Below are 23,140 nucleotides of genomic sequence, written 5' to 3' on the forward strand. Positions count from 1 at the left end.
GTCTTATTGTCCGGTATTCCCCATAGGTTCGCGCGGCGGCAGGGCTGAAAGCCCTCTCCGGTGCAAGCCACCTGAACAGTGCCTGGCTCTCTCTTTTCTTCGTCGCTGACAATCCTTGTTGGCGCGGTCGGTTAAAACAGCGCCGACGCGTCGACGGTTGCGTTTCTGCTTGCAGCATCGGCCCCGATGACGGCCAGCGCGGCCGTCAGGGCCGGGCCCATCAGCCGTGGTGCAAGCACGGCCGCAATCTCCTGTGCATCGCCCGCCGTCATCGCCTTTGCCAGAGGCCGCTTCAACCGCCGTTCGAACACGCTGCGGGCGCGCCGCGCGCCTTCTTCCGTGTCGGGATAGTCGGCGGCATAGGCCAATCGCCGCAACAGCGCCCTTGCGGTTGCCGGCGGGTCCTTTTCAGAGAGCAGGCTGTCCACCCGGGCTTCGAGCAAGATATCGCGCTCGCCGTTTCCCCAGTAAGGTGGCGGCGACCCGGGATAGGACCAGATACCACCGCTAAAACGCCGCCAGCGTTCGGCTGCGCGCGCGACCGTCGGCGCATCCGGAACCGCATTGAAAATCGCAAACGCCCCCGCCCAGTCACTGGTCAGGCCAAGTGCCCCCAGGATTTCCGGTCCCTCGATTTCGATATCGCTGGCGTAGCGTTCGAAACTGTCGAAAAGGTCGGGTGTGCCCAGCATCGCCAACGTTTCGTGCAGCCCGTCATAGAAGCCGCGCAGGAATTGCGCCATGCGCGGGCTGTGCTGAATGCGTGCCAGAACGCTCAAGGGGGCAATTGCAGGGTTCATGCGGGCGATGGTGTGCTGGTCGGTGACGGGGTTTTGCTCCCCGGTCATGATCGCGAACCGCTCGGCGCGGTTTGCGCCCTGACGGATTGCATCTGTCGGATAGTCAGAAATTTTCTCACCGAACCTGAAAACGGACATGGCAACCGGATCCAGAATTTCGACGTACTCCGACCGCCCTTCCTGGCTTGCCATGAGAGCGAATTCCAGCGCCCCCTTCAAAGCGATCCGGGAACCTTCGGCGCGTGCCTGCCATGCAGAAGCTGCCTGTTTCTCGTCGCCGCGCAAACGGTCGACAAGCCCGTCGAAATCCGCTTCCGCCTCGATTTCGAGCAGAACCAGCCTGTAAAGCCCGGGATCTTCCTGGCTCAACCGCTCCAGCAGGGATTTCGGCATTTTCCGCCAGAGAGACATTGCCCGTGCCCACTGGCCGGACAACCAGAAATAGGCCAGCGTGGCGGCAGCCTCCGGACTGGTGGGCGCAGGATTTCGGGGGAAGGCATTGTTGAGCGTAAAGATATGATCGGCTTCAAACACATCGCCGCGGCGAAGGGTCTGCTCGAGTTCACGGATCAGTTCCGGCTCGATTTCAGATGGTTTTTCAGCTGACTTTCGGGCCGCAACCGGTTCTGCTGCCCCTTGCTCGGCGCTGCCGTAGCGCGCCCGGCGCGACCGCTGTCCGCGCTCCTGCAAGATGGCATTGGTCGCCTGAAGAGGAAGCTCGTCCAGCTCGTCATCGCTGAGGCCTGCAACATCGGCAGCGGTAAACGGAGGCATCGCATCCCCGGCCCGCGTTGCCTGGAAGGCGTGATAGAGGGCGGTCTCTCGGTCAATCCCGGCAAACCAGTCGGCCGCCGCCCTGTCTATCCTTGCGGCCAGTTCCGGCTTTTCGACGTAGAGCATGGGCAGGATTTCCCGTCGCAAGTCACTGCGATGTTTCAGCCAGTCCTGACCATCGACAGCCACCAGCCAGTGATGGCTGCTGAGTTCCTGCCAGAGACGCTTGGAGGCCGCATCATCGATGTCATCGCCCAGTCCAAGAGCCGGAGCCAGAACGAACTGGATTGCTTCGGCGCTGATCCGGCGAAGGACGAGACCCGGGTGCGCCAGCTTTGCCAGCAGCGGGTCGTCAATGCGCGACAGGATGGCCCGGTAGAGATAGGCTTCCGTGATACTGCCTGCTTCGCCGTATTCGAGTTCGCCCGGGTCGAAATCCTCCGCCTGGGTCACCTTCGCCGACAGTCGCAACATCAGCGGGTTGCCGCGCGACAGATCAAAGATCCTGTCATGCAGGTCCGGCGGCGCGCCCAGCTTGTCCAGAAGGTTGCGGGATTCCGTCTCGCTCAAGCCGGTCAACTCCAGCGGCGGCCCCTCGATGCGTTTGCGGACGGAATCGAGCGCGTCCCCCCGGCCAGCCGCGATGATCGAGATCGGAGACAGCCCGGCCCGCACAAGATTGTCCAGAACCTCGAACAGCAGAATGGGCCGGGTTTCGCCATGGCCGCGCAACACTTCAAGCGTATCCAGCACCAGCACGACCTGTCCGCCCTGCGAGCGCACGGCAGCGCCCATGGCATCCACCAATTCAGTCGGCAGAAGGGTACTGCTGACCGTCGTGCCGGAAGTATCGGCGCTGCCGGAATACTTGAGCCGAAGATCGCGCAGCCTCGGCGCTTCCTCGGTGAGGATGTCGCCCAACTGGCGGGAGAGTTCATGCACCAGCTTGTCGGGATCTTCCAGGTTCAGACCGCGCCGGTCGAAATCCAGTCGCAAAACGATGGGGGCCTTCTTCGCGGATCTGTATTCCGCCATTGCCCGGTCGATCAGAAAGGATTTACCGATGCCCGGCAGGCCAGAGATGAACAAGGCACTGACAGGCATTTTTTCCTGAGGCCGGTTGCACCAGTCAAGCAGGCGGGCCAGCTCCTTCTCACGGCCGAAGAACTCCCGGCTCAGCATCGTCTGTGCCCGCCGCGCGGCATCCACGCGGTTCATGACGCCGCGCAGGCGCACCAGCAGCGGATAGGCCGGTGCACTCGGCCCGGCTCGGTCCAGCTCATCCGATATGTCCTCGATCCGCTTGAGCTGGTCCTGGTTCGGCAGATCCGGTGTCTCGGCAATCAGACGTTCGATATTTTCCTGCGAATAGGGCTCGTCGCCGCGCAGCGCTCTGGCGACAGACGTATCTTCCTCAGGCGTTTCGATGGTTTTGAGCACGCCGTGGCGCGCCCCGTTGCGCAGCGACCAGACCGGTCCGGAGGACACTTCCTGAACGACCTTGTTCAGTTCCGCCAACAACCGGGCAATGGTCAGAGGCGTCAGCTTGTCCTGCAGAACCTTGGAGGCCGCTTCCACCGCATCGCGCGGCGTGAAGGTCTTGCGCGTGGCGGCAAACCGCATTGCCGCCTTCAGGCCGTCCGTCAATTGGTCGGCGTCCTTGCTCATGGCGCGCTCGCTCCTTCCGGCGGAAGTTTGTCCGCGAGGAACCTGCGCAAGTTTTCTGACACGGTCTTCACCTCCGAGCTGCGGTAGACCGTTCCCTGGCTTTCAACGCCATGAAGTGCCTGATCCAGCACATTGTTGACCGCATCAACCTTCAGGCCAAGCCCCAGCGACCGGTTGATCGCCTCCAGCGTGTAACGAACATCCTCGCGGTCGAACTGGCCGATATAATCCACCATCACCCCCGGCGCCGTCAGCGCGCTGGCATTCTCCGCCTTCGGACCGGGCACGCTGTAGGTCTCCCCGCCGGCCATCACAAATCGCAGACGCGTATCGCTCAGGATCATCGCCAGCAGGAGTTCCAGTTGCTGCTGGGCCGCCTTGCGCAACCCGCCGCGCGGATTGTCGAAATAGATCCAGCCCGGCTTGTCCTCCGTTGCGCCGGCCGCTTTGGCCAGACGATCCACGAGTTGCCTGGCGCGATCCTTGTCGCTTGCGCCCTCGCTGGTTTCATCGTCGGCCGCCCCAGGTCGTGCCATCAGCGGTGTTCCGCCATGCAATCGCTCGTTCAACGTTTCCAGAAGGTCTTCCATGCCCAGAGACAGTTCGACCCGAAACACCTGCGCCGCTTGACCGTTCTGCGCCAGAACCTGACACAGGAGATCGTAGGAGAATTCCAGTCCCGTCGTCTGGTCGATCTCCATCCGCTTGATCCAGATTCCGCGCAAGTGAGGCGCAGCACCGCTCGCGACATCGTGGATGGCATGACAATAGCGTTGTCGCCCGATAATCAAATGACCATCGACACGCCCCGTCAGGGAAAAGATGAAAGGCGGTGCCCGATCCTCGGCAATCGCCTGCAAAAATGCATCGATGCCGGCGAATGTTGCGTAGGGAACGATCTCCGAGACACCATTCAACTGCCCCTGATGAAAACCTGCAAAAGCAAGATCCGTGTCGAAGACCGATCCGCCCGATGAGCCGGGCCTGGTGACGCCGTCCTCCCACTCCAGTTGAATCCGCGGCGGGTCATCGATTGTTGCCCGACCGGTGACGAAGGTTATGCCCCTGCCGTTGTCGTCCTGCCTGTGGCTCAGGCACAGCTTCCGCCGCCCGGTGACCCATCGCGGAGGATTGGCCGGCAATTCGCAATAAGCCGTCATTGGCTGCTCGAGGGCCAGCAAGGCAACATCGGGATGGGCCCGCAGGATATCACCGTCCTGCAGACCGACATCCCATTGATCGTCATGACAGGGCATCTCGAAACGCACCCCAAGCACGCGCAATGTCTTGTGCCCTTCTTCCGTGCGCACCGTGAGGCCGGTTCGGCGCTCCTTCTGCTTGTCTTTGACAGTCACGTGCCAGGCCGTCAGCGCCAGCCGATGCGAAATAAGTGTCGCGATGCCGCAAAATCCGCCTTCGTCGAAAACATAAAGCTTGAAGCCCAGCATCTTGTGCGCGAAATCGCCGAGGTCTTCGAGGTCGAAATTCGCATCGTTGATCGGCTCAGTGGGCCGGGAGAGGTGATACATGAAATCCCAGCCGAGATTTTCGTCATTGAGAAAATCAGCCAGAAGATCTTCCAGAGGCGTCCCGGTAATGTCAACGGTGCTGCGCAAGGCGTTCAGCGTCATCAGGGAATCCGTGAAGCCCTGAACCCGGCGCAACACCCTGTCGACGGCGACTTCATCGTCCTCCAAAAACGGCTTCAGCTCTGCTCCGGTTACCGGCATGATCAAACACCGTGTCGAGAAATGTTAAAACAATGGAGCCCGTTTCTTTGGGCCGATGGGCCTTTCAGCAATCGGCAATCGACTGAGAATATGCGTTTTGCCGGTCAAAATAAGGCCGACCACACACTCTCGCAGGCCGCGAAAAATATTCAAACGCAATTATAGCGATTTTCTGGAAAAGATAAACGCATAAGTATACATCGCCCCACAAACCGCAAACCCTGGAGACGCCGAAGCGCACAAGTGGCAGCCTCGCAATGCGTCGAAGCCGAGAGACAAAAAAGCGGCGGACGGTCGCGCCGCTCGCCGCTGGATCAGGTTTTGCCGGCCTTGACCGAACAGACCGGCAGACGGGGGGCCGCCCCCTAGAGCATCATCATTCCGATGAAGACCATCACAATGGCCAGCACGCTCCAGGCCATCAGTTCCTGGAACTGTGACTGACGGGATTTGGCTTCATTCCAGGTGCGGGCCTGCGGGGCGTGTCTCAATCCGAACTGTGGCCGGTTGATGGAAGCCTCCGACACGTGACTGAACCGATCGCGCAGCTCCGCCGCCCGGCGGGCACCACGGTCTTCGTTTATCGTCCGATACCTCAATGGCATGAGTATCCTCCATATGTGCCTGTGTGGCTAAAGCGGAGGTAAGAAGCACAAGAGGCCTTTGCAAATGACGGATTTTTAATCTTTCGCCGACCGGTGCCCCATGATGCAAGCGCATCGGCTGGTGTGGAAAAGCGGAACCGAAGCCACCTCAGGCGGCAGAAAGTTCCTTTTCCTTGGCCTTGTCTTTTTCCTTGGCTTCGGTCTCGGTGGCTTCATCTCCGTCAGTGTCGAAATCGGCTTCATGTTCCGGGTCGTTGTCGACGGAGATCGACAGGTTCTTTTCCACCTGCCGAAGCAGCTTGCGCAGTTTCTTGCGGTCCTTATCCTCCAGCCCGGACATGGCTTCCCGCTCAAGGCGCTTCCAGGCCTTGTCAACCGACAGCACAAGCTCACGACCGACGTCGGTCAGATAGACACGGGCAAGACGGCCGTCCGTATCGGAAACCTGACGGCGGACATACCCCTGGCTGGAGAGCCGGGTCACCATCTTGGTGACGGTGGGAGGCTGCACGCCAAGTGCGAGAGCCAACTGGCTCATCGTGCGCCCATCCGTATCCGCCAGCACCTTCAGCACCAGTTCCTGGCCGGGATGCAGTCCGATCCGCATAAGATGCGACCCGGACCGGGCCCGCTGCGCCTTCGCGGCCTGAACCAGGCGGAACGTTATGCTTTTCTTGTAATTGAAAGCCATCGCTGCAACCCCGTCTTCCAGTCAACTCGAATCACGTTCATCAATGATGCGGCGGCACCCTAGCGGGAGTATTTAACCGTCAAATGACACCCGCCCGGCAAACGTCGATTTTAACGACACTGCGCAGACTTGCCGCCTGTTATCCAGCTAACTTTTGACGCATCGGCCGGACGAAGTTTCCGTTGGAACGGTCATGTCAGGAGCAATAATGGCCCATTTAAGCCTGCCTGTGCCCCTTCAAAGAGCGTCGGCCGGTTCCAGAGCTCCGTGCAGCGCGTCGGACACTCCGCGGCAATATTGACTGTAGTCTGGAGACGTCCGGAAACTGTCTTCCCGGGGATAAGGCACATCGATGTCCATTTCGCGGATGACCCGTCCGGGACGGGAGGCCATCACCAAGATGCGGCTGGAAAGATAGACGGACTCGAACACCGAATGCGTCACGAAAAGCACGGTCCAACCGAAGGTCTTCTGCAGGTGAAGCAGATCGTTGTTGAGCTTGAACCGTGTGATCTCGTCAAGCGCGGCGAAGGGTTCGTCCATCAGGAGAACCTTTGGCCGGGTGACGAGCGCCCGGGCAATCGAGACCCGCATCTTCATGCCGCCCGAAAGCTGACGGGGATAATCATCGGCAAAATCGGCCAGACCGACGGTTGCGAGCGCTTCCATTACCCGGTCCCTAGCCGCCTGCCGCGAAACGCCCTTCAGCCGGAGCGGCAGCCAGACGTTGGAAAAGACCGTGGCCCACGGCATCAGGGTCGGTTCCTGGAAAACGAACCCGAGCTCGTGCTCGCCCTGCCCGCTGCGCTCCGCCGGCCAGGAAACCGTGCCGAAAGACGGGCCGGACAATCCGGCGATTATCCGGAGCGCGCTCGACTTGCCACACCCCGAAGGCCCGAGCAGGGACACGAACTCGCCCTCGCGCACATCCAGCGAGAAATTCTCGAGCGCGGTCGTCCCGTTTTCGAAAACCTTGCCGATCCCTTTCAGGGATACGACAACAGGGGCCTTGTTCAGTGACGTCATATGATCGCTTCCGGCTTTCCTGTTGTGTGAACCGCCTCCGCAGCGTTCGTCAAGCCTTGACCTTGAGCGCTCCTGCAAGCATCGGAATGGCGACCGTCAGCACCGCGACGGTGATGAAAGACGCCCTGAGCGACAGATAGTCGCCAACGAAACCAAGCAGCGGCGGCCCGAACAGAAAGGCCCCGTAACCAAGCGTGGCAACAGCCGCAAGGGCTGCCCCTTTCGACATATGCGGATCGCTGGCTGCCCGGGACATGGCAAGCGGAAACAGCACGGCATAGCCAAGACCCATCACGAAACATCCCGCCCAGACAGACCACAGACCGGCCCCGGAGACCAGCAGAATGCACCCAAGCAAGGCTACCAGGCCGCTCGCGCGCGCCGTCCGCACCGGTCCGAAACGGGCAATTACCTTGTCGCCGGACAGGCGCATGATCACCATGGCGACTGAAAAGATCGTGAAGGCAGCCGGTGCAACCGATTGGGAGATGCCGAGATCCTCGATCTGGTAGAGCGCCGCCCAGTCCGTCACCGCACCTTCGCCAAGCGCAGCCACCAGAGCCATCAGCCCGACCAGCACCAGAGCCCCCTTGGGCAAGGCAAACAGAGGTGCCTTGCTGCCATCTTCATTGTGCGCCTGGACCTGCGGCCAGGCCTGACGCCAATACCAGACGAGGAACGGCGCTGCGACAACGCCCCACAGCACAAAATGCGACAGGACACTCAGCCCTGCCATGATCGCCAGCCCGCCGGCCAGTGCGGCGACACCCGCCCCCAGACTGTAAAGCCCGTGATAGGAAGACATGATCGGGCGCTCCAGTGCCTTTTCCACTTCAGCCCCCCAGCCGTTCATGGAAATATCCAGCGCACCGATGCTGAGACCTGCCAGAAACAGCGCCGCGGTCAACAGGGTCACGTTGGGCGCAAGCCCGATCAGAACAAAACTGACGACGTTGGCAACCGCCAGCAGCTTCGTCATGGGGGCAGCGCCCAGCCGGTCGATCAGCATTCCCGTGACCGGAAAAGCGACAAAGGCACCGCAAGCCATCACAAGCAGGAGAATACCAAACCCGCTTTCGTCCATTCCGGTTGCGGATTTGATTTCGGGAATACGCGAAGCCCACGTCCCGATGCTGCTACCGCACATGAAGAAAATTGCCGAAACGACGCGGCGCGCGGCGATGGCTTGGCGCTGGATTGAAACTGACATGAAGCTAACATTTTCTGGGAGGGCAACCGCCCGAAAGGGAACCGCCTTTCTGTCACGCACACGCTAGTGTGACAAGCGCCAATCCGGGGGAAAGCAGCCAACAGTTGAACTTGTTGGCGTGAAGGCAGGGAAAAATTTGCGGTACGCCGCCCTGCCTGCAGCAGGCCCAGGACATCCGCTTACGAGTTCAGACCGAAGAGCCGGGACTGGATTTCATTGGTGCGCTGGACGGCAGACTGATAGGCGGAAATGGCAGCAGCGGTCTCCGCATTGGTCCTGTCGCCCCCCGCTCCGCCCGAGCCTTCGTCCCCCCTATCACTCGCAGCTCCGTCAGTGCTCTCCGCACCTTTGGCGTCGTCCGGGCCGGCAAGGTCCCTGTCGGGACCGGTTGCGGCATCGACATCCCCGTCGCCATCGTCTCCGGACAATTCTTCCGTCTTCTTCTGCCGCACTTCAGCCTGCGCTTCGGAAATCTGCGCTCTCGCCTGCTGCGCCACCTTCAGGTCCTGAGAGGATGGATCGGCTGGTGCGGTGGCTGCCCGGATGACAATCTGCATCTTGCGGATCGTTGCTTCAGGTGTGCGCTCCTTGGAGGTATCGATCTGAACCTCGCCGCCTATGGCATACCGCTTGCCGTCCGGTCCCTGCTGAAAGGTATAGCTGGGCGCCCCGGCGTGAGCGCCCCCGACGCGGGCATGGGCCTGCTCATGGGCACGGACCTCCTGGTCGCGCTGCTTCAGCTTATCGACCTGTTTTTCCTCGGCCTGGTCGAGACCGTCACCATCGGGGTCTTCGTCCTTGGCGCCTTCGTCCTGTGCCTGGCTGGCATTATTGCCGGCAGCTTCAGCCTCCGCGTCTGCGCCAGCCGGCGCGGCATTTGCGGAGCTGCCGGTTTCGGCGTCTTCGCTTTCGGAAGTATTGGATGCGGGTGCCTGGCGGGATCGGCCCGGTGCATCGGCGGAACCGTCTGCTTCCTGCAACGCGATCACGGCTTGTGCAGTCAGGATCGGTGTGTTGCCGGAGCGGGCCGCAATTGCCTGGGCACTTGCCTGGCTTGCGCGCGCAGAAGCCTGGTCCCGGCCTGGGGTGTTTTCCCCCGAACCAGGATCGCGCTCTGCCGCGACACCGCTTCCTCTCAGGATCGTCGCCGGCGTATTTGACAGGATTGCGCCGATCATGCCGCCTATTCTCCCGCAAAGACGTCAGCAATTTCTAAACAGCGGTTAAGAAACCGGGATCATAACTTCGTGAAGACCGGCCGTCATCAAGGTCTCTCCACCACCGCCCCTTGCCTGTCTGAAGACGCTATGCGAAGGAGAAACCAACGTAGTTTCAAAGCGGAAAAAACCGATGCTGCCCAAGCCGTACTGGCAAGACATGACGACGCTCGACTTCCAGTCTCCCGGCATTGAAGACTGGATCGCTGTGTTGCCCGTGGCAGCCATCGAACAGCACGGCCCGCATCTACCGCTGTCGACGGACACGACGATCGCCGAAGGGCAAATTCAGCGCGTTCTGGAGCTTTTGCCGGACGGTCTGCCGGTTACTTTTCTGCCGGTGCAGGCGGTCGGCAAATCGGACGAACACATCTCCTCTCCCGGCACGCTGACGCTTGCCTGGGACACGGTCACGCGGTGCTGGCTGGAACTGGGCGAAAGCGTCGCCCGTGCCGGTCTCCGAAAGCTTGTGCTGATCAATTCCCACGGCGGCAATGTGCCTGTTCTGGATATCGTGGCCCGGGAGCTTCGTGTGAAGCACGGCATGTTCGTGACCGCCACCAACTGGCTACGGTTCGGTCAGCCCGACGGTCTCTACGCAGACGCGGAATTCACCTACGGCATTCATGGCGGCGACATCGAGACCTCGTTGATGCTGCACCTGCGCCCGGACCTTGTCCGCATGGAGCTTGCGGCCGACTTTCCCTCGCAACAGCAAAGCTACCTTAAGGAATTCAAGCATCTGCGCGGACACGGCAAGGCCCAATACGGCTGGAAGGCGCAAGATCTCAATGAGACGGGCGCGCTCGGCAACGCCGCACTCGCAACCGCTGAAAAAGGACGCCAGTCGCTCGATCATGCGGCGCGCGGCTTCATCGAACTGCTTGAGGACGTCAGAAGCTTCGATCTGGAAAGGCTCTGGTCGCCGCCGCTTTAAGGCGGAACCGAAACGGCCTTGTAGGTGCGGCGGAAGCTCTATATTACGTAAAGGTAATAGCCTAAAATCACAATATCCCGATATTGCGAGTTTAATATCAGTAATATTCGCATTAATAGAGCTAAACCCACAATAATACACAACAAATTTCCGCATGTATTGACCTGAACCTATTTAGGCGACACATTAATCCGTGTAGAGATTTGGGAGGGCGGTTCCCGCGGAACCATGAATCTTTCTATTCGGCAGCTGGCGACCTTTCGAGAGGTCATGCGAAGTGGCTCCATTTCCGAAGCCGCGCGCACGCTTGGCAGAACGCAACCTGCCGTAAGCTCCACCATTGCCGGCCTCGAAACAGAACTTGAGCTCAAGCTGTTCGTGCGCGAACAGGGCCGGCTTGTGCCGACACCGGAAGCCGAATTCTTTCTGGAGGAAGCCGAAGCCATCCTGAAGCGGCTTGAAATCTCCAAGCGCACTCTGCGCGGCCTCGCCAACCGGGAACACGGCCAGTTGCGGATTGCCGGCATTCCGGAAGCAACGGCCGACTTCCTGCCAAACAGCCTGGCGCATTTCATCGCCGACAAGCCAAGCGTCAAGGTCGCCCTGGCAAGCAGAACCTCAGCCGAAATCGAGGAACTGATCGCCGCACAGCAATTTGACATCGGATTTGCCGAAACGCCGCGCGCCCGCAATTCTTTCGACCAGATCGATTTCGAGCTGGAGTGCATGTGCGCAGTGCCCGCGACCGACCCCCTGGCCTCCATGGAAGTCATCACACCGAACGAGCTGGATGGATACCCGCTGGCGCTGCTTCATTCCGAGCATCGCAGCCACCGCCAGACACTCGCCCGCTTTCGCGATGCCGGCGTCCGGTTCAATCAGCGCTTCGAGCTTCAGACAGCCTGGCCCGGCCTCCGCTTCGTTGAAGCAGGCCTTTGCGCGCTCATCTGCGACATGATCACCGCCTACAAGGCCCAGGAAAAAGGCCGCCTTGGCATGGGGCCACCGATGATCGTCTTTCGCCCGTTCCGGCCGCGCATTCAAAACAGCCTGTCGATCCTGACACCGACCCACCGGCCGATCTCCATCGTGGCGAAGGACTTTTGCGAGTTTCTTGGCACCGAGGTGGAAAGCATCCGCACGTCCATGATCAAACGCGCGGTCTGACGGGAACGCTTAACAGGCCGGGTGAACACAATTTTCAGGTGATTTGTCGACCTACCCACTGCAAGCGGCTGACGGCGACAACGCCATCAGGCAGGCTGCGTTTCGCGTTTTTCTCGCGTTATCAGGCGGCCGCTGGGGCTAGCACAATTCTGGAAGCTACACCCATGAGCAAACAACGCACTCCAGGTGCAGCGACACATCAGGACAGACCGACATCCGGGCACCCGTTCTTTTGCAAACGGATGCCCGGACGGTCAGGCCTGCACCGTGTCAGGCGGTCGCGTTGTGAAAAATCGCGCTGTTCGCAGCAACGATAGCAACCGCGTTGGTGCGGTTTTTCGCCCCGAGACGGGTGATGGCGTTGCGGATATGCGCCTTGACGGTCGCAATCGACACATCCAGCTCATAAGCGATCTGCTTGTTCACCTTGCCTTCGCACAGCTTCACCATGATCTCGAGCTGGCGCGGTGTCACCAGGTCGGTGAGATTGATCGGCCAGCGGATGCCTGCGGCAAACGCGCCGGTGCTACCATTGACTGTGGAACTTGTCGGCAATGCGAAATGAGCGGTCATCACTATGTTCCTTGGGTTTGTTTTCCTCCGTGGTGGCACGACTTTTCATGATTACCCGGCTATTGTAAAATGTTAAATAGCATACTGCATATTGTTAAAGTTTTGCAATTTGATCGTGGAGACAGTCGAGCGTGAGCAAAAAACTCTATTCCGGCCACACCTTGAGGCAAATCCGCTCCGATTTCGGCCTGTCTCAGGTGGAGTTTGCCAAGAAGATCGGCCTGTCCACCGCCTATGTGAACCAGATCGAAAACAACAACCGCCCGGTCACCGCATCGGTGTTGCTAACGATTAACAGGATTTTCGGCGTCGATCTGTCCGCCTTCGAACAGAACGATCTCGACCGTGTGGTGCAGGATCTTCAGGAAATCTTCGCCGACACCCAGTTTCTGACGGCCTCCGTCGGCCGGCAGGAAGTGCATGAACTTGTGACACGAGCCCCGGGCGTCACCAAGGCGATCATGGATCTCTATGGCGCTCTGCGAACCTATCATGACCGAGAAGCGAACGAGGACGATCTGGTCCAGCTCGGCGGCAGCCCGGAAAGTGGTCCCGGCCCCAGAAAATCGGCCTATGAAGAAGTTCGCGACTACTTCCATTACATGGACAATTATGTCGATTCCATCGACCGGGCCGCTGAGAAACTGTCTCTGGAAATCGGACTTTCCAAAGCCCCCTCCAAGTTCGCCGCCCTCACCTCGTGGCTACAAGAGCGCTTCGGCATAACGGTGAAGGAATTTCCCGAGTATCGCGGCACCTTGATCCGGCAGGACGATTTTGCCCGCACCATCACCCTTTACAGCGCGACGCCGCAGTCGACCAAAAGCTTCCTTCTCGGCTCTGTCATCGCAGAACTCTGCGTGCGCGACCTCATTTCCGAAGAAGTCGCCAAGGCACGGTTCAAGACAAAGTCGGCCGAAAGCATCGCGCGGCTCGCGCTCAGGAACTATTTCGCCGGCGCCTTGATCCTGGCCTATGACGATTTCCTGAAAGCGGCGGCGGAAACCCGGCACGATATCCAGCTTCTGTCCAACCGGCTGGATGCCAGCATTGAAACCGTCTGCCACCGCCTGTCGACACTGCAGCGCCCCGGCGCCAAGGGCCTGCCGTTCTATTTCGTCAAGATCGACCGGGCCGGCAATGTCGTCAAACGCCACAGCGCGACCCGGTTCCAGTTCGCGCGTTTCGGCGGCTCCTGCCCACGCTGGAACGTGCATCAGGCCTTCGAGCAGAACTCCAACAAGTTCACATCACAGGTCGCCCAGATGCCGGACGGAGTGCGCTACCTTTGCGTCGCGACCAGCATCACCAAGCACCAGCCGGACTATCGCAGCGGCGAACGTCGCTACGCGCTCGGCATCGGCTGCGAGGTGCAATACGCCGATGCAGTGGTCTATGCCGACGGTCTCGCCGTCGACGAAATTGCCTCGCCCGAACCCATCGGCGTCAACTGCCGCATCTGCCCACGCGACAATTGCGACCAGCGCGCCTTTCCTGCCGTCGACAAGGAGCCCTTCATCGACTCCGGCCAGCGCGGCATTGTTCCGTATCGGGTGAAGGCGGCTGATTAGGGTTGGTTTTTAGGAGTTTGGGGCGAAATCGCAAGAGATTCAGTACCAATCCAGCTCAGGCCAATTCCACCTTCCGCCTCATCCTGAGGAGGACCGTCAGGTCCGTCTCGAGGGATGGGCTGCTTGCTCTTGAATATGCCGCCCATCCTTCGAGACAGCGCTAACGCGCTTCCTCAGGATGAGGTGGTGGGTTGGGTTGGGTCCTGCAAAAAGAACTGAGAGACTTCACTGAATTGCGTGGCCCAGAGCCACCCTCAAGCCCGTCGCTCGGCGCGGATCATGTCCGCTGCCTTTTCCGCGATCATCACCACGGGAGACGCCGTGTTGCCCGAAACGATTTTTGGCATGATCGAGGCATCGATCACCCGAAGCCCGTCGAGCCCGCGAACCTTGAGCTGGGGGTCGACCACGGACTGCTCGTCCACCCCCATGCGGCAGGTGCCGACCGGGTGAAAGATCGTGGTGGCGATATCGCCGACCTTTTTCAGAAGATCCTCATCGCTATCGACGTTCGGCCCAGGCAGGATCTCTTCTGGTTGATACCGCTGCAAGGCCTTTGCCGTCATGATCTGCCGCGCCTGTTTCACGGATTTGACGGCAACGATCTTGTCCCTTTCCGACGACAGATAGTTCAGCCTGATGTCAGGCTGCTGGGCGGCGTTCCGGCTCTGAATATGGGTCGAGCCGACGCTTTCCGGACGAAGATTACACACCGAAACCGTGATTGCGGGGAACGGATGCAGCGGATCGCCCAGCTTGTCGGTTGAGAGCGGCTGAACGTGATACTCGAGATCCGGCGTTTCCAGAGAGGGATCGGACTTGGTGAACATGCCGAACTGGCTGGGCGCCATCGACATCGGCCCGGACCTGGTCAGCCCGTATTGCAGCGCGATCGAAACCTTGCCGAACAGGCTGTTGGCCATCGTGTTTAAGGTCTTGGTGTTCTTCACCTTGTAGACGGTGCGGATCTGCAAATGGTCCTGCAGGTTCTCGCCCACACCGGACCGTTCGTGTTTCAGCTCGATACCGTAGCGGGACAGCACGTCTCCGCTGCCGATGCCGGAAAGCTCCAGGAGCTTGGGGGAATTGATGGCACCGGCAGCCAGCAGAACCTCGCGCTCCGCCCGCGCGCTCATGTCCTGTCCCTTCACGGTGAAGGTCACCCCCACTGCCCGCTTGCCTTCCAGCAGGATCGATTTCGTTTCCGCGTGGGTGATGAGACGCAGGTTCGGGCGCTTCAAGGCCGGGCGAAGGAAGCCCTTGGCCGTATTCCAGCGCACGCCGCCGTTCTGGTTCACCTCGAAGAAGCCACTGCCTTCGTTGCTGCCGTCGTTGAAATCCGCACGTGGCTCGACGCCGAACTCCCGGGCCCCTTTCTGCACGGCTTCCAGGATTTCCCATTTCAGGCGCTGTCTGGAGACTTTCCACTCGCCGCCACCGCCATGCAAACCGGACTTGCCGGCATGATGGTCTTCCGATTTCAGGAAGTAGGGCAGCACGTCATCCCACGACCATCCGGCATTGCCGAGCTGGCGCCAGTGGTCGTAATCCGCCGCCTGGCCGCGCATGTAGATCATGCCGTTGACCGAGGAGCAGCCACCCAGAACCTTGCCGCGCGGATAGACAAGGCTGCGCCCGTTGAGGCCCGGCTCGTTGGCTGTCTTCATCATCCAGTCGGTGCGTGGATTGCCGATGCAAAAGAGATATCCGACCGGGATATGCACCCAGTGGTAATTGTCCGAACCGCCCGCTTCCAGAAGCAGCACCTTGACCGAAGGATCCTCGCTCAGCCGGTTGGCCAGAACACAGCCGGCCGTTCCGGCCCCGACGATCACATAATCATACGTTCCCTCAAGTGAAGTCGGACCGCTCATGTCGTTTCCCGTTTCCTGCCCAATTCCCGCCCACAGTCTTTCGCGCTGCGGTCCAATCATCGATGATCTGCGTCATGCCGGACACGTCAATCTCATGACAAGTCACGACGCATGCCGGTGCTGTTTCGCCCGGCTGTTTTTCCCACAGTAGAACATCCTGGCGTCTCGGCAATTCCCCCAAGAGGACTATTGGTCCACCGTTTGCATTTCCGCCCAGATTGGCCGCAGGGCATCCGTCAGTTTGCAATAGGTGCGGTAACGCCGGTCGTAATGCGGTTTCCTTGCCTCATCCGGCAGGTATTCCCTGCGCGCTCTGGTCATTGCGGAAACCGCAGCCTCGTAGTCGGCAAACAGACCGGCACCGACACCGGCCCCGATCGCCGCGCCCAGTGCGCCCGTCTCGCGAGCCTCGGCAACGGTGATCGGCACCCCCAGGCAATCGGCGAACATTTGCGGCCAGACCGGACTGCGCGAGCCGCCTCCGGAAAGCACCGCCCGGTCGAAGGTGACCCCGGTTCGCCCAAGCACCTCGATATGGCGGCGATGTTCGAAGACCACCCCTTCGAACAAGGCCCTGAGCAGATGCCCTTCGGTATGCCAGCCGGCCAGACCATAGACGCCGGCACGAAAATCCGCCCCGAGTCTCGAGCCATAAAGGAAAGGATGAAAGAACGGATCGTCTGCTGCGGGCGCAATCTCCGCAATCCGGGCATTGCAATAGCCGAACGGATCGTCGTGATGGTCCCCCCGCTCCACCAGCTCTCGCACATACCATTCCAGATTGGCGGCGGATGTTGCGCTGGATTCGATATTGACGAAACGGCCGGGCGCAAAGCCGGAGGCCATGAACATGGCCTTGTCGACTATCGGTGCTTCGGAAAACACCTGATTGATGCTCCAGGTGCCCGCAATGATCGAGGCTTCACCGGGGTGGATGACCCCGGACCCAAGCGCACTGGCAATCACATCGAAATACCCACCGACAACAGGCGTTCCTTCCTTCAGCCCGGTCGCATTCGCGGCTTCGGCCGTAATGTGACCGGCCGTCTCCACCGGCTCGACCAGACGCGGCAACAGCGCTTCGGCCTCGCCAAGGTCATAGAGAGCCAACAGGTCGGTGTCGTAACAATTATCCGGCAGGCGCAACAAACCGCAGCCCGACATGTCGGAAATATCGCTGACGCGTTCTCCGGTCAGCTTGAAGGTGATGAAGTCCTTACACAGGAGGACGGTTCCGGCTCGGGCATAAAGGTCCGGCCGGTTGTCCTTGATCCAGGCAAGCAGCGTCGGTGTCTGCGATGGCCAGGGCTCCTGCAGACACAGCTCATGCAGCCGGTCGCCATTCACCTCACGCAGCTTGCCTGCATGATCCGCGGCGCGCGTGTCCAGCGACTGGATGCCGAGCAGCGGTTCATGGTTCTTGTCCAGCAGATAAAGACCGTTGCCGTGCCCGGCGCACCCCACCGCCGCGATCTGTGACGGCGCAACACCTGCCTTGTCGAGGCAATCGCGGATCACTGTTTGCGCGTTGCGCCACAACTCGCCGAGATCCCGTTCCACATGACCGGGAGCAGGCGAAAACGATTGCCCGTCCAGCGCGCTCATCGCCACCTGATGGCCAGCCAGATCGAACAGGACAGCCTTGATCACCGTGTTACCGGCATCGAGCCCCAGCAGATAGGTCCTGTCGTCAGCCACGGTTATAGATGTCCCACGCTTCGTCACCGCCAGCACCGTTGTGGATCATCGCCATCAGTGCCGCAACCACCGCCTTCGGATTGTCGTGCTGGTAGATGTTCCGGCCATAGACCATGCCCTTGGCCCCCTGGCGCATCAGCGCAGCAGATTTGTTGAGAACGGTCTTCAGATCTTCCTTGCCGCCGCCACGCACCAGAACCGGAACCCGTGCCGCTTCCACCACCCGGTGAAAGTCTTCGGCATTCTCGGTCGGATCGGCCTTGATGATATCGGCTCCCATTTCACTGGCGAGCCGGACCAGCGTCACGATCTTGTCTGCGTCTCCGTCGACCTGATAGCCACCCCGGATATCATTCGGCAGCATCACCAGCGGCTCGATCATCAGCGGCATGCCGTATTTGTGGCAGGCTGCACGCACTCTGGAAATGTTCTCCACGCATTGGCGAAACAGCTCCGGCTCGTCCGGCAACATGAACAGATTGACCACCACACAGGCGGCATCCATCTCCAGCGCGCCGATGATCGGCTCATCGGCATTTTGCAGCATCGACCACATCACCCGGTGACGCTGGTCGTTGTAGGGGTTGCCCATATCGATGCGCATCACCAGCGCCGGCTTGTCTTTCTCCGGACGTGACTGCAGCAGATCCGCCTGACCGTAGGCCATCTGGATCGCGTCCGGTCCAGCCTTGACCAGCGTATCGACGACACCGGCCATGTCTTCCAGGCCAACCATGAAGCTCGGTTCGTTGCACACACCGTGATCAACGGCGACATCCAGACAGCCGCCATGGGTGAACATCCGGTTCATGCGGGCTTTCGGACTCAAACGCATATTCTGCTCCTGCTCGTGTTTTCGTTCCGGCGGCCATCAAGGGAGACGCCGTGATAGATGGAAAGGTCTTCGATCAGCCGGTCGCGCTGTTGCGCGCGCGCCTCCTCGGACCAGCCGAGTTCTTCACCGGCGGCGGCAGCCAGCTTGTCGAGCAGCGTCTCGCTCAACAGCCCTCTGATGGCGAGGGTCGTCCGCCGCAATACGATGTCGGCGAGGGTCACCACACTTTCGTGCCGTGCCAGAAAGACGACTTCCGCTGCCGTTATCTCTGTCTCGGAGCCGAGCACCTCGTCGTCCGCACGTCCCCGGCAGAAAGCCAGAAGCTCCAGCGCCGCTGTGCCGTAAGTCTCGGCGAGATGAGCTGCCCGTTTGGGGTCGATTCCGAACTTCGCAGTGAGGTCGCGCTCCAGCGTCGCGGCTTTTTGCGGAAAGTTCCTGCCGCCACCGATGGGAAGCGTCAGGGTGCCGACCTGCCTGGTCCGGCCAAGTTCGCCCAGCACCTCGTCCGCCGCCTGTTCGGCAAAGGCACGGAACGTTGTCCATTTGCCGCCGATCATGCAGATCTGCGGAACGGGACCATCGATGCGCGTGGTGAAATGGCCTCTGGAAATCCTGCCGGTAAAGTCATGATCGCTCTTCGGCAGCGGCCGGATGCCGCTGTAACTGAAGACGACATCGTTCGCGCTGAAGTCGATCTCCGGAAAGACCAGGCGAAGCGAGCCCAGGATATAGGCTTCCTCTTCCGGCTCGCAGCGCACGCGTTCAGCCGTCTTGACGCGAATATCGGTAGATCCGGCCAGCACCTTGCCGAAGAACGGAAAGACGATGCAGACCCGGCCGTCCGAATTCTCGAAATAGACCATATGTCCGCCAAGCGCCTTTTCCAGCGCCGGATTGTCGAGAATGAGATGAGACCCCTTGGTACCCGACACCAGCCGTTCGTGGCTGGCATTGCCGGCAAGCTCATCGATGGCATCGTCCAGCCAGGCACCCGTCGCGTTGACGATGATCTTCGCCGAGATTTTCTCGCTGCGCCCGCTCACTTCGTCACGCAGGAGAAACCCGTCCCCGTCGGGCTCAAGGCGGGCATAGTTGAGGGCAACACAGTCCGGCGCCTCCCTTTCCACTTCTCTGACCAGCTCCAGCCCCAGCCGCTCCGGGTGGCTGATCCAGGCATCGTGGTAGGTGGCCGAGCAGCGAATGGAACCAGTGAGACCCGGCCAGGTCTCGCGGGTTGCTTGTGCGCCCCGAAACTCATGCTTCGGCAACAGCCGGCGTTTGCGGGTCACCCAATCGTAGAGCGTCAAGCCGAGCTTGATCGGAACCGCACCCCGGCTGGCGGGCTGGCCGGAAAAACCGAAGAAACTTGCCGCGCTGTTCAAGAGCCCGGAAAAGAGCGAGCCAATGGGAATGACGGTGGGCAGCGGATGGACCAGATGAGGTGCATTGACCAGTAACGCATCGCGTTCGCGCAAGGATTCACGCACGAGGTCGAACTCGCCGTTTTCCAGATAGCGCAGCCCCCCGTGGATCATGCGCGACAGGGCGGAGCTGCACCCTGAACAAAAGTCGTTTCGTTCCACCAGCAGCACCCTGACGCCCTGGAGCGCCAGATCCCGATAGACCCCGATCCCGTTGATACCGCCGCCGACGACAACGGCATCGAAGACGCCGTCACGCGCGACGCGGTCCCATTTTTCCTGCCGTTGTTCGGACATACCTTCCCCGTTCACCGGACGCATGTCCGGTGCCCTTTCCAGTCTCACGTGTCTCAATCTCTTAGGCGGCGAGGTCCGTCAGATGAGTCGCGGCGGCGGTGCCGATGACCCCGATTTCCTCACGCGTCAATCTGAGACGCCCTGCCTTGGCATTCTCCCGCGCTTGCTCCGGATCACGCGCCCCGCACAGGGAAAAGGTTATACCCGGCTGTTGCAGCGTCCAGGCGATCACCACCTGGGCCTTTGTCGCGCCATGAGCCTCCGCTATCGGCGCAATCGCGCGCATCAGCTCGGCAACCTTGCGGCGGTTCTCGACCGAAAACCGCGGATTGTCCTTGCGCTGATCGTCACCTTCAAAGGTCCGGTCCGGGCCTATCTTTCCGGTCAGAAGGCCCAGCGCGAGCGACGAATAGCTCAGCACCGAGACCTTTTCCTGAAGACAGAGCGGCACATGGGTTTCCTCGATGTCGCGCTTGATCATCGAATATTCTTCCTGGATCGCGTCCAGTTGCCCGGCAGCCAGATAGGCCTTCACATCATCGACAGTCGTGTTGCTGGCCCCGATGGAGCGGATCTTGCCCTGGGCCTTCAGGGTCTCCAGCGCCTCCATGGTTTCGGATATCGGCGTCGTCGGGTCTTGCCAATGCGTGATGTAGTGATCGATGTAATCGGTCCCGAGCCGCTTCAGGCTCTGTTCCACTTCATGGACGATCGAATCCTTGCCGAGATACCTGTGTACCGGCTTGCCGTCATAATCGAAGAAGTGGTTTCCTTTTTGAGTGTGCCAGACGAGACCGCATTTGGTTGCCAGCACCACGTTGTCGCGGCGGCCGGCAATGGCCTTGCCGACGATCTCCTCCGACAGCCCCTGACCATAGGCTGGCGCAGTGTCGATCAGGCTGACGCCTTCGTCGATGGAGGCCTGGATTGCGGAAATAGACTTCGCCTCATCCGTTCCGCCCCACATCCAGCCGCCAATGGCCCAAGTGCCGAGCCCGATAGCCGACGCCTCGATGTTTGAGCGTCCGATCTCGCGTGTCAGCATTTCATGCAACATTCTGTTTGCCTTCCATGGTTGCGAGGACCGCTCCCGCGGTGTCCTCGTCCAAGATGAGTGAATTCAGATAGTTTCCGTTGAGGACCGCCCGGATCGGCCAGATCTTCTCGTCGCCCGAGGTCACGCCGATGACGCGCTTGAAGCGCCGCAGCTCCTCCGGTGCCAGGGCAACCAGCCGCGAGTTGAGCGCATAGTCGGCAACTGTCCCATCCTGACGCATCAGGTAGGCCAGAAATTCGGCACTGACGCCGCTGCCAACCAGCATCTTGCGATCCGATTCCGGCATCGGGTGCAGGTCGTAGTAACTCGACCCGGGCGCCGCAATGGAACCGATGCCGACGAGAGCAATGGTCGCCTGCCGCGCCAGATCCAGAACCTGCCGGATGGAGGCGACTTCCATCAGCATGTCGCGCTGTTCCCGGCTTTCGGCAAAGAGCGGCGCATGAAGCTGCAGCGCGGTGCCACCCAGTTTCTCGGCCATGAGGCTCGCCTGATGGTTGACGTCCGTGTGGTACTTGCCTTGCACCCCTCCGGTCAGCGGCACCACGGTAACGTCGAACTTCCGGTCCGTCTCGATGTTCTGCACCACTGCACCGACCGCCTTGCCGCCCGTGATCGCGATGATATCGCCGTCACGGATCGTCTCCACCAGATGATTGGCAGCGGCCAGCCCCACCTGCTTCAGCGTCGTGTTAGGGCTGCCTTCAACGGACGAGGTGACCAGCGCCTTGGAAAGCGGTGTGGCCTGCTCCAGCAGATGCTCCAGATCCGTCAGCCGCTGGAACGGGTTTTCGATATCGATCTTGATCATGCCCATCTTGCGACCCTGGGTGATCAGCCGGTTGACCTTGGAGGTCGACAGGTTGAGCAGCTCGGCGATTTCCGACTGTTTCTTGCCTTCCAGGAAATGCAGCACCAGGACCGTGTGCATCTGGCGCATCAGCTCGATATCGTTTTTCTTGTCCGCCATCAGGTTGCCTCTTCGCTGGTGCCGGGTCAGGCGCGTTTCTTGACGAGATAGTGGTCGATGGAGACGGCCGTCAGCAGGATCGAACCACGGATAATGTCCTGCCAATAGACCGAGACATCCAGAAGCGCGAGCGAGCTGGAGACCACCGACAGCAGCACCGCCCCCAGGATTGCCCCGAAAATGGTCCCCGAACCACCCTTGAGGCTTGCCCCGCCGATGACGGCGGCAGCGATCACGTTCAACTCCATGCCAATACCAAAGGTCGGCTGGGCCGAGCCGAAGCGTGCCATGTAGATGATGCCGGCGACACCGCAGAGCGCCGAGCAAAGGGTCGTCGTGAAGAACACCACCCGCTTGGTGCGGATGCCGGAATAAGCGGCCGCCTTCTCGTTGCTGCCGGTGTAGAACACCTTGCGGAACATGGTCGTGCGGCGCAGCAGGAAATCGAACCCGATCACCACCACCAGGAAGAGCAGGATGACGACCGGGATCGGTCCGATAGACCCTTGCCCGATGAACTTGAATTCCGGCGGCAGGGTGAAGAGACCGAGCGGACGCCCGCCCGTCCCCAGAAGGCACGCCCCCCGGGCAATCACCATGATTGCCAGCGACACGATGAAATGATGCAGGCCGACGCGGGTGACAAAGAAGCCCATGAAAGCCCCGATCGCCGTGCAGGCGGCGATTGAAATCGCCGACGCTACCCACGGATCGACACCATTGAGGAACAGCCATCCGGCAATCACCATGGCCAGAGCTGTCACCGAACCGACCGAAAGATCGATACCACCCGAAATCAGCAGGATGGTCATGCCGACCACCACGATGCCTTCCACCGCAAACGCCATCACCATGGCGCGCATGTTCACCCAGGTCAGGAAGTAGGGCGAGGCGAAGGACATGACGATGAACAGCACGAGAATGATCGCGATCAGCCCCGTTTCGCGCATGCGCAGCAGCTTGCGGATAAAAGATACGTCCGCCGGTTTGCCATTCGGCGCGTCTGTCACGGAGACGGC

18 protein-coding genes are annotated in these 23,140 nt (G+C 60.5%); 3 read left to right on the forward strand and 15 right to left on the reverse strand.

The genetic code is table 11. The annotated features are described in order from the left end of the window. Positions 1-131 precede the first annotated feature (131 nt). The 7 genes from V1T76_RS21045 to V1T76_RS21075 form a co-directional block, all read right to left on the reverse strand. Complete coding sequence (locus tag V1T76_RS21045) at positions 132-3,242, reverse strand: ATP-binding protein (RefSeq protein WP_330562636.1); 3,111 nt, start codon at positions 3,240-3,242, stop codon at positions 132-134. After that, positions 3,239-4,972: a trypsin-like serine peptidase gene (locus V1T76_RS21050; protein WP_330562637.1), complete on the reverse strand. Its 1,734-nt coding sequence runs from the start codon at positions 4,970-4,972 to the stop codon at positions 3,239-3,241. The genes V1T76_RS21045 and V1T76_RS21050 overlap by 4 nt, the downstream gene beginning before the upstream one ends. Before the next feature lie 365 nt (positions 4,973-5,337). Then, positions 5,338-5,577, reverse strand: coding sequence for a hypothetical protein (locus V1T76_RS21055; RefSeq protein ID WP_330562639.1), 240 nt, complete (start codon positions 5,575-5,577; stop codon positions 5,338-5,340). Between the two features lie 148 nt (positions 5,578-5,725). Then, entirely contained in the window at positions 5,726-6,268 is a 543-nt protein-coding gene (locus V1T76_RS21060; RefSeq protein ID WP_330562640.1) for a MarR family winged helix-turn-helix transcriptional regulator, read from the reverse strand. Positions 6,269-6,505: 237 nt separating this feature from the next. Further along, entirely contained in the window at positions 6,506-7,294 is a 789-nt protein-coding gene (locus V1T76_RS21065) for an ABC transporter ATP-binding protein (RefSeq protein ID WP_330562641.1), read from the reverse strand. Positions 7,295-7,343: 49 nt separating this feature from the next. Further along, complete coding sequence (locus V1T76_RS21070; RefSeq protein ID WP_330562642.1) at positions 7,344-8,504, reverse strand: MFS transporter; 1,161 nt, start codon at positions 8,502-8,504, stop codon at positions 7,344-7,346. Positions 8,505-8,683: 179 nt separating this feature from the next. After that, positions 8,684-9,682 (reverse strand): putative metalloprotease CJM1_0395 family protein, encoded by a 999-nt coding sequence (locus V1T76_RS21075; RefSeq protein WP_330562643.1) that lies wholly within the window; start codon positions 9,680-9,682, stop codon positions 8,684-8,686. A 172-nt stretch (positions 9,683-9,854) separates the two neighbouring features. Here V1T76_RS21075 and V1T76_RS21080 point away from each other — a divergent pair, with 172 nt between their 5' ends. Continuing rightward, positions 9,855-10,658: a creatininase family protein gene (locus tag V1T76_RS21080; RefSeq protein WP_330562644.1), complete on the forward strand. Its 804-nt coding sequence runs from the start codon at positions 9,855-9,857 to the stop codon at positions 10,656-10,658. Between the two features lie 228 nt (positions 10,659-10,886). Beyond that, positions 10,887-11,825, forward strand: a complete 939-nt coding sequence (locus tag V1T76_RS21085; RefSeq protein ID WP_040439098.1) for a LysR substrate-binding domain-containing protein — start codon at positions 10,887-10,889, stop codon at positions 11,823-11,825. A gap of 270 nt (positions 11,826-12,095) precedes the next feature. Here the strand turns inward: V1T76_RS21085 and V1T76_RS21090 are convergent, their stop codons facing one another. Beyond that, a complete protein-coding gene (locus tag V1T76_RS21090; RefSeq protein WP_330562645.1) occupies positions 12,096-12,398 on the reverse strand; it encodes a helix-turn-helix domain-containing protein in 303 nt (100 codons plus the stop codon). 131 nt (positions 12,399-12,529) lie between these two features. Between V1T76_RS21090 and V1T76_RS21095 the strand changes: the two genes are divergently transcribed. Further along, positions 12,530-13,969: a helix-turn-helix domain-containing protein gene (locus tag V1T76_RS21095; protein ID WP_330562646.1), complete on the forward strand. Its 1,440-nt coding sequence runs from the start codon at positions 12,530-12,532 to the stop codon at positions 13,967-13,969. Positions 13,970-14,223: 254 nt separating this feature from the next. On the opposite strand, the gene V1T76_RS21100 is transcribed toward V1T76_RS21095, so the two are convergent. The 7 genes from V1T76_RS21100 to V1T76_RS21130 form a co-directional block, all read right to left on the reverse strand. Further along, positions 14,224-15,843, reverse strand: a complete 1,620-nt coding sequence (locus tag V1T76_RS21100; protein ID WP_330562647.1) for a GMC family oxidoreductase — start codon at positions 15,841-15,843, stop codon at positions 14,224-14,226. Positions 15,844-16,029: 186 nt separating this feature from the next. Continuing rightward, positions 16,030-17,541 (reverse strand): FGGY-family carbohydrate kinase, encoded by a 1,512-nt coding sequence (locus V1T76_RS21105; RefSeq protein WP_330562648.1) that lies wholly within the window; start codon positions 17,539-17,541, stop codon positions 16,030-16,032. Next, positions 17,534-18,376 (reverse strand): class I fructose-bisphosphate aldolase, encoded by an 843-nt coding sequence (locus tag V1T76_RS21110; RefSeq protein WP_330562649.1) that lies wholly within the window; start codon positions 18,374-18,376, stop codon positions 17,534-17,536. Before V1T76_RS21110 ends, V1T76_RS21105 begins: the two co-directional genes overlap by 8 nt. Beyond that, a complete protein-coding gene (locus V1T76_RS21115) occupies positions 18,367-20,094 on the reverse strand; it encodes a glycerol-3-phosphate dehydrogenase/oxidase (RefSeq protein ID WP_330562689.1) in 1,728 nt (575 codons plus the stop codon). Before V1T76_RS21115 ends, V1T76_RS21110 begins: the two co-directional genes overlap by 10 nt. 61 nt (positions 20,095-20,155) lie before the next feature. Next, a complete protein-coding gene (locus V1T76_RS21120) occupies positions 20,156-21,151 on the reverse strand; it encodes an aldo/keto reductase (protein WP_330562650.1) in 996 nt (331 codons plus the stop codon). After that, complete coding sequence (locus V1T76_RS21125) at positions 21,141-22,121, reverse strand: sugar-binding transcriptional regulator (protein ID WP_330562651.1); 981 nt, start codon at positions 22,119-22,121, stop codon at positions 21,141-21,143. The genes V1T76_RS21120 and V1T76_RS21125 overlap by 11 nt, the downstream gene beginning before the upstream one ends. 26 nt (positions 22,122-22,147) lie before the next feature. Then, a complete protein-coding gene (locus V1T76_RS21130; RefSeq protein ID WP_330562690.1) occupies positions 22,148-23,071 on the reverse strand; it encodes an ABC transporter permease in 924 nt (307 codons plus the stop codon). Positions 23,072-23,140 lie beyond the last annotated feature (69 nt).

This window comes from Roseibium sp. FZY0029 (assembly GCF_036350355.1).
Lineage (GTDB): Bacteria > Pseudomonadota > Alphaproteobacteria > Rhizobiales > Stappiaceae > Roseibium.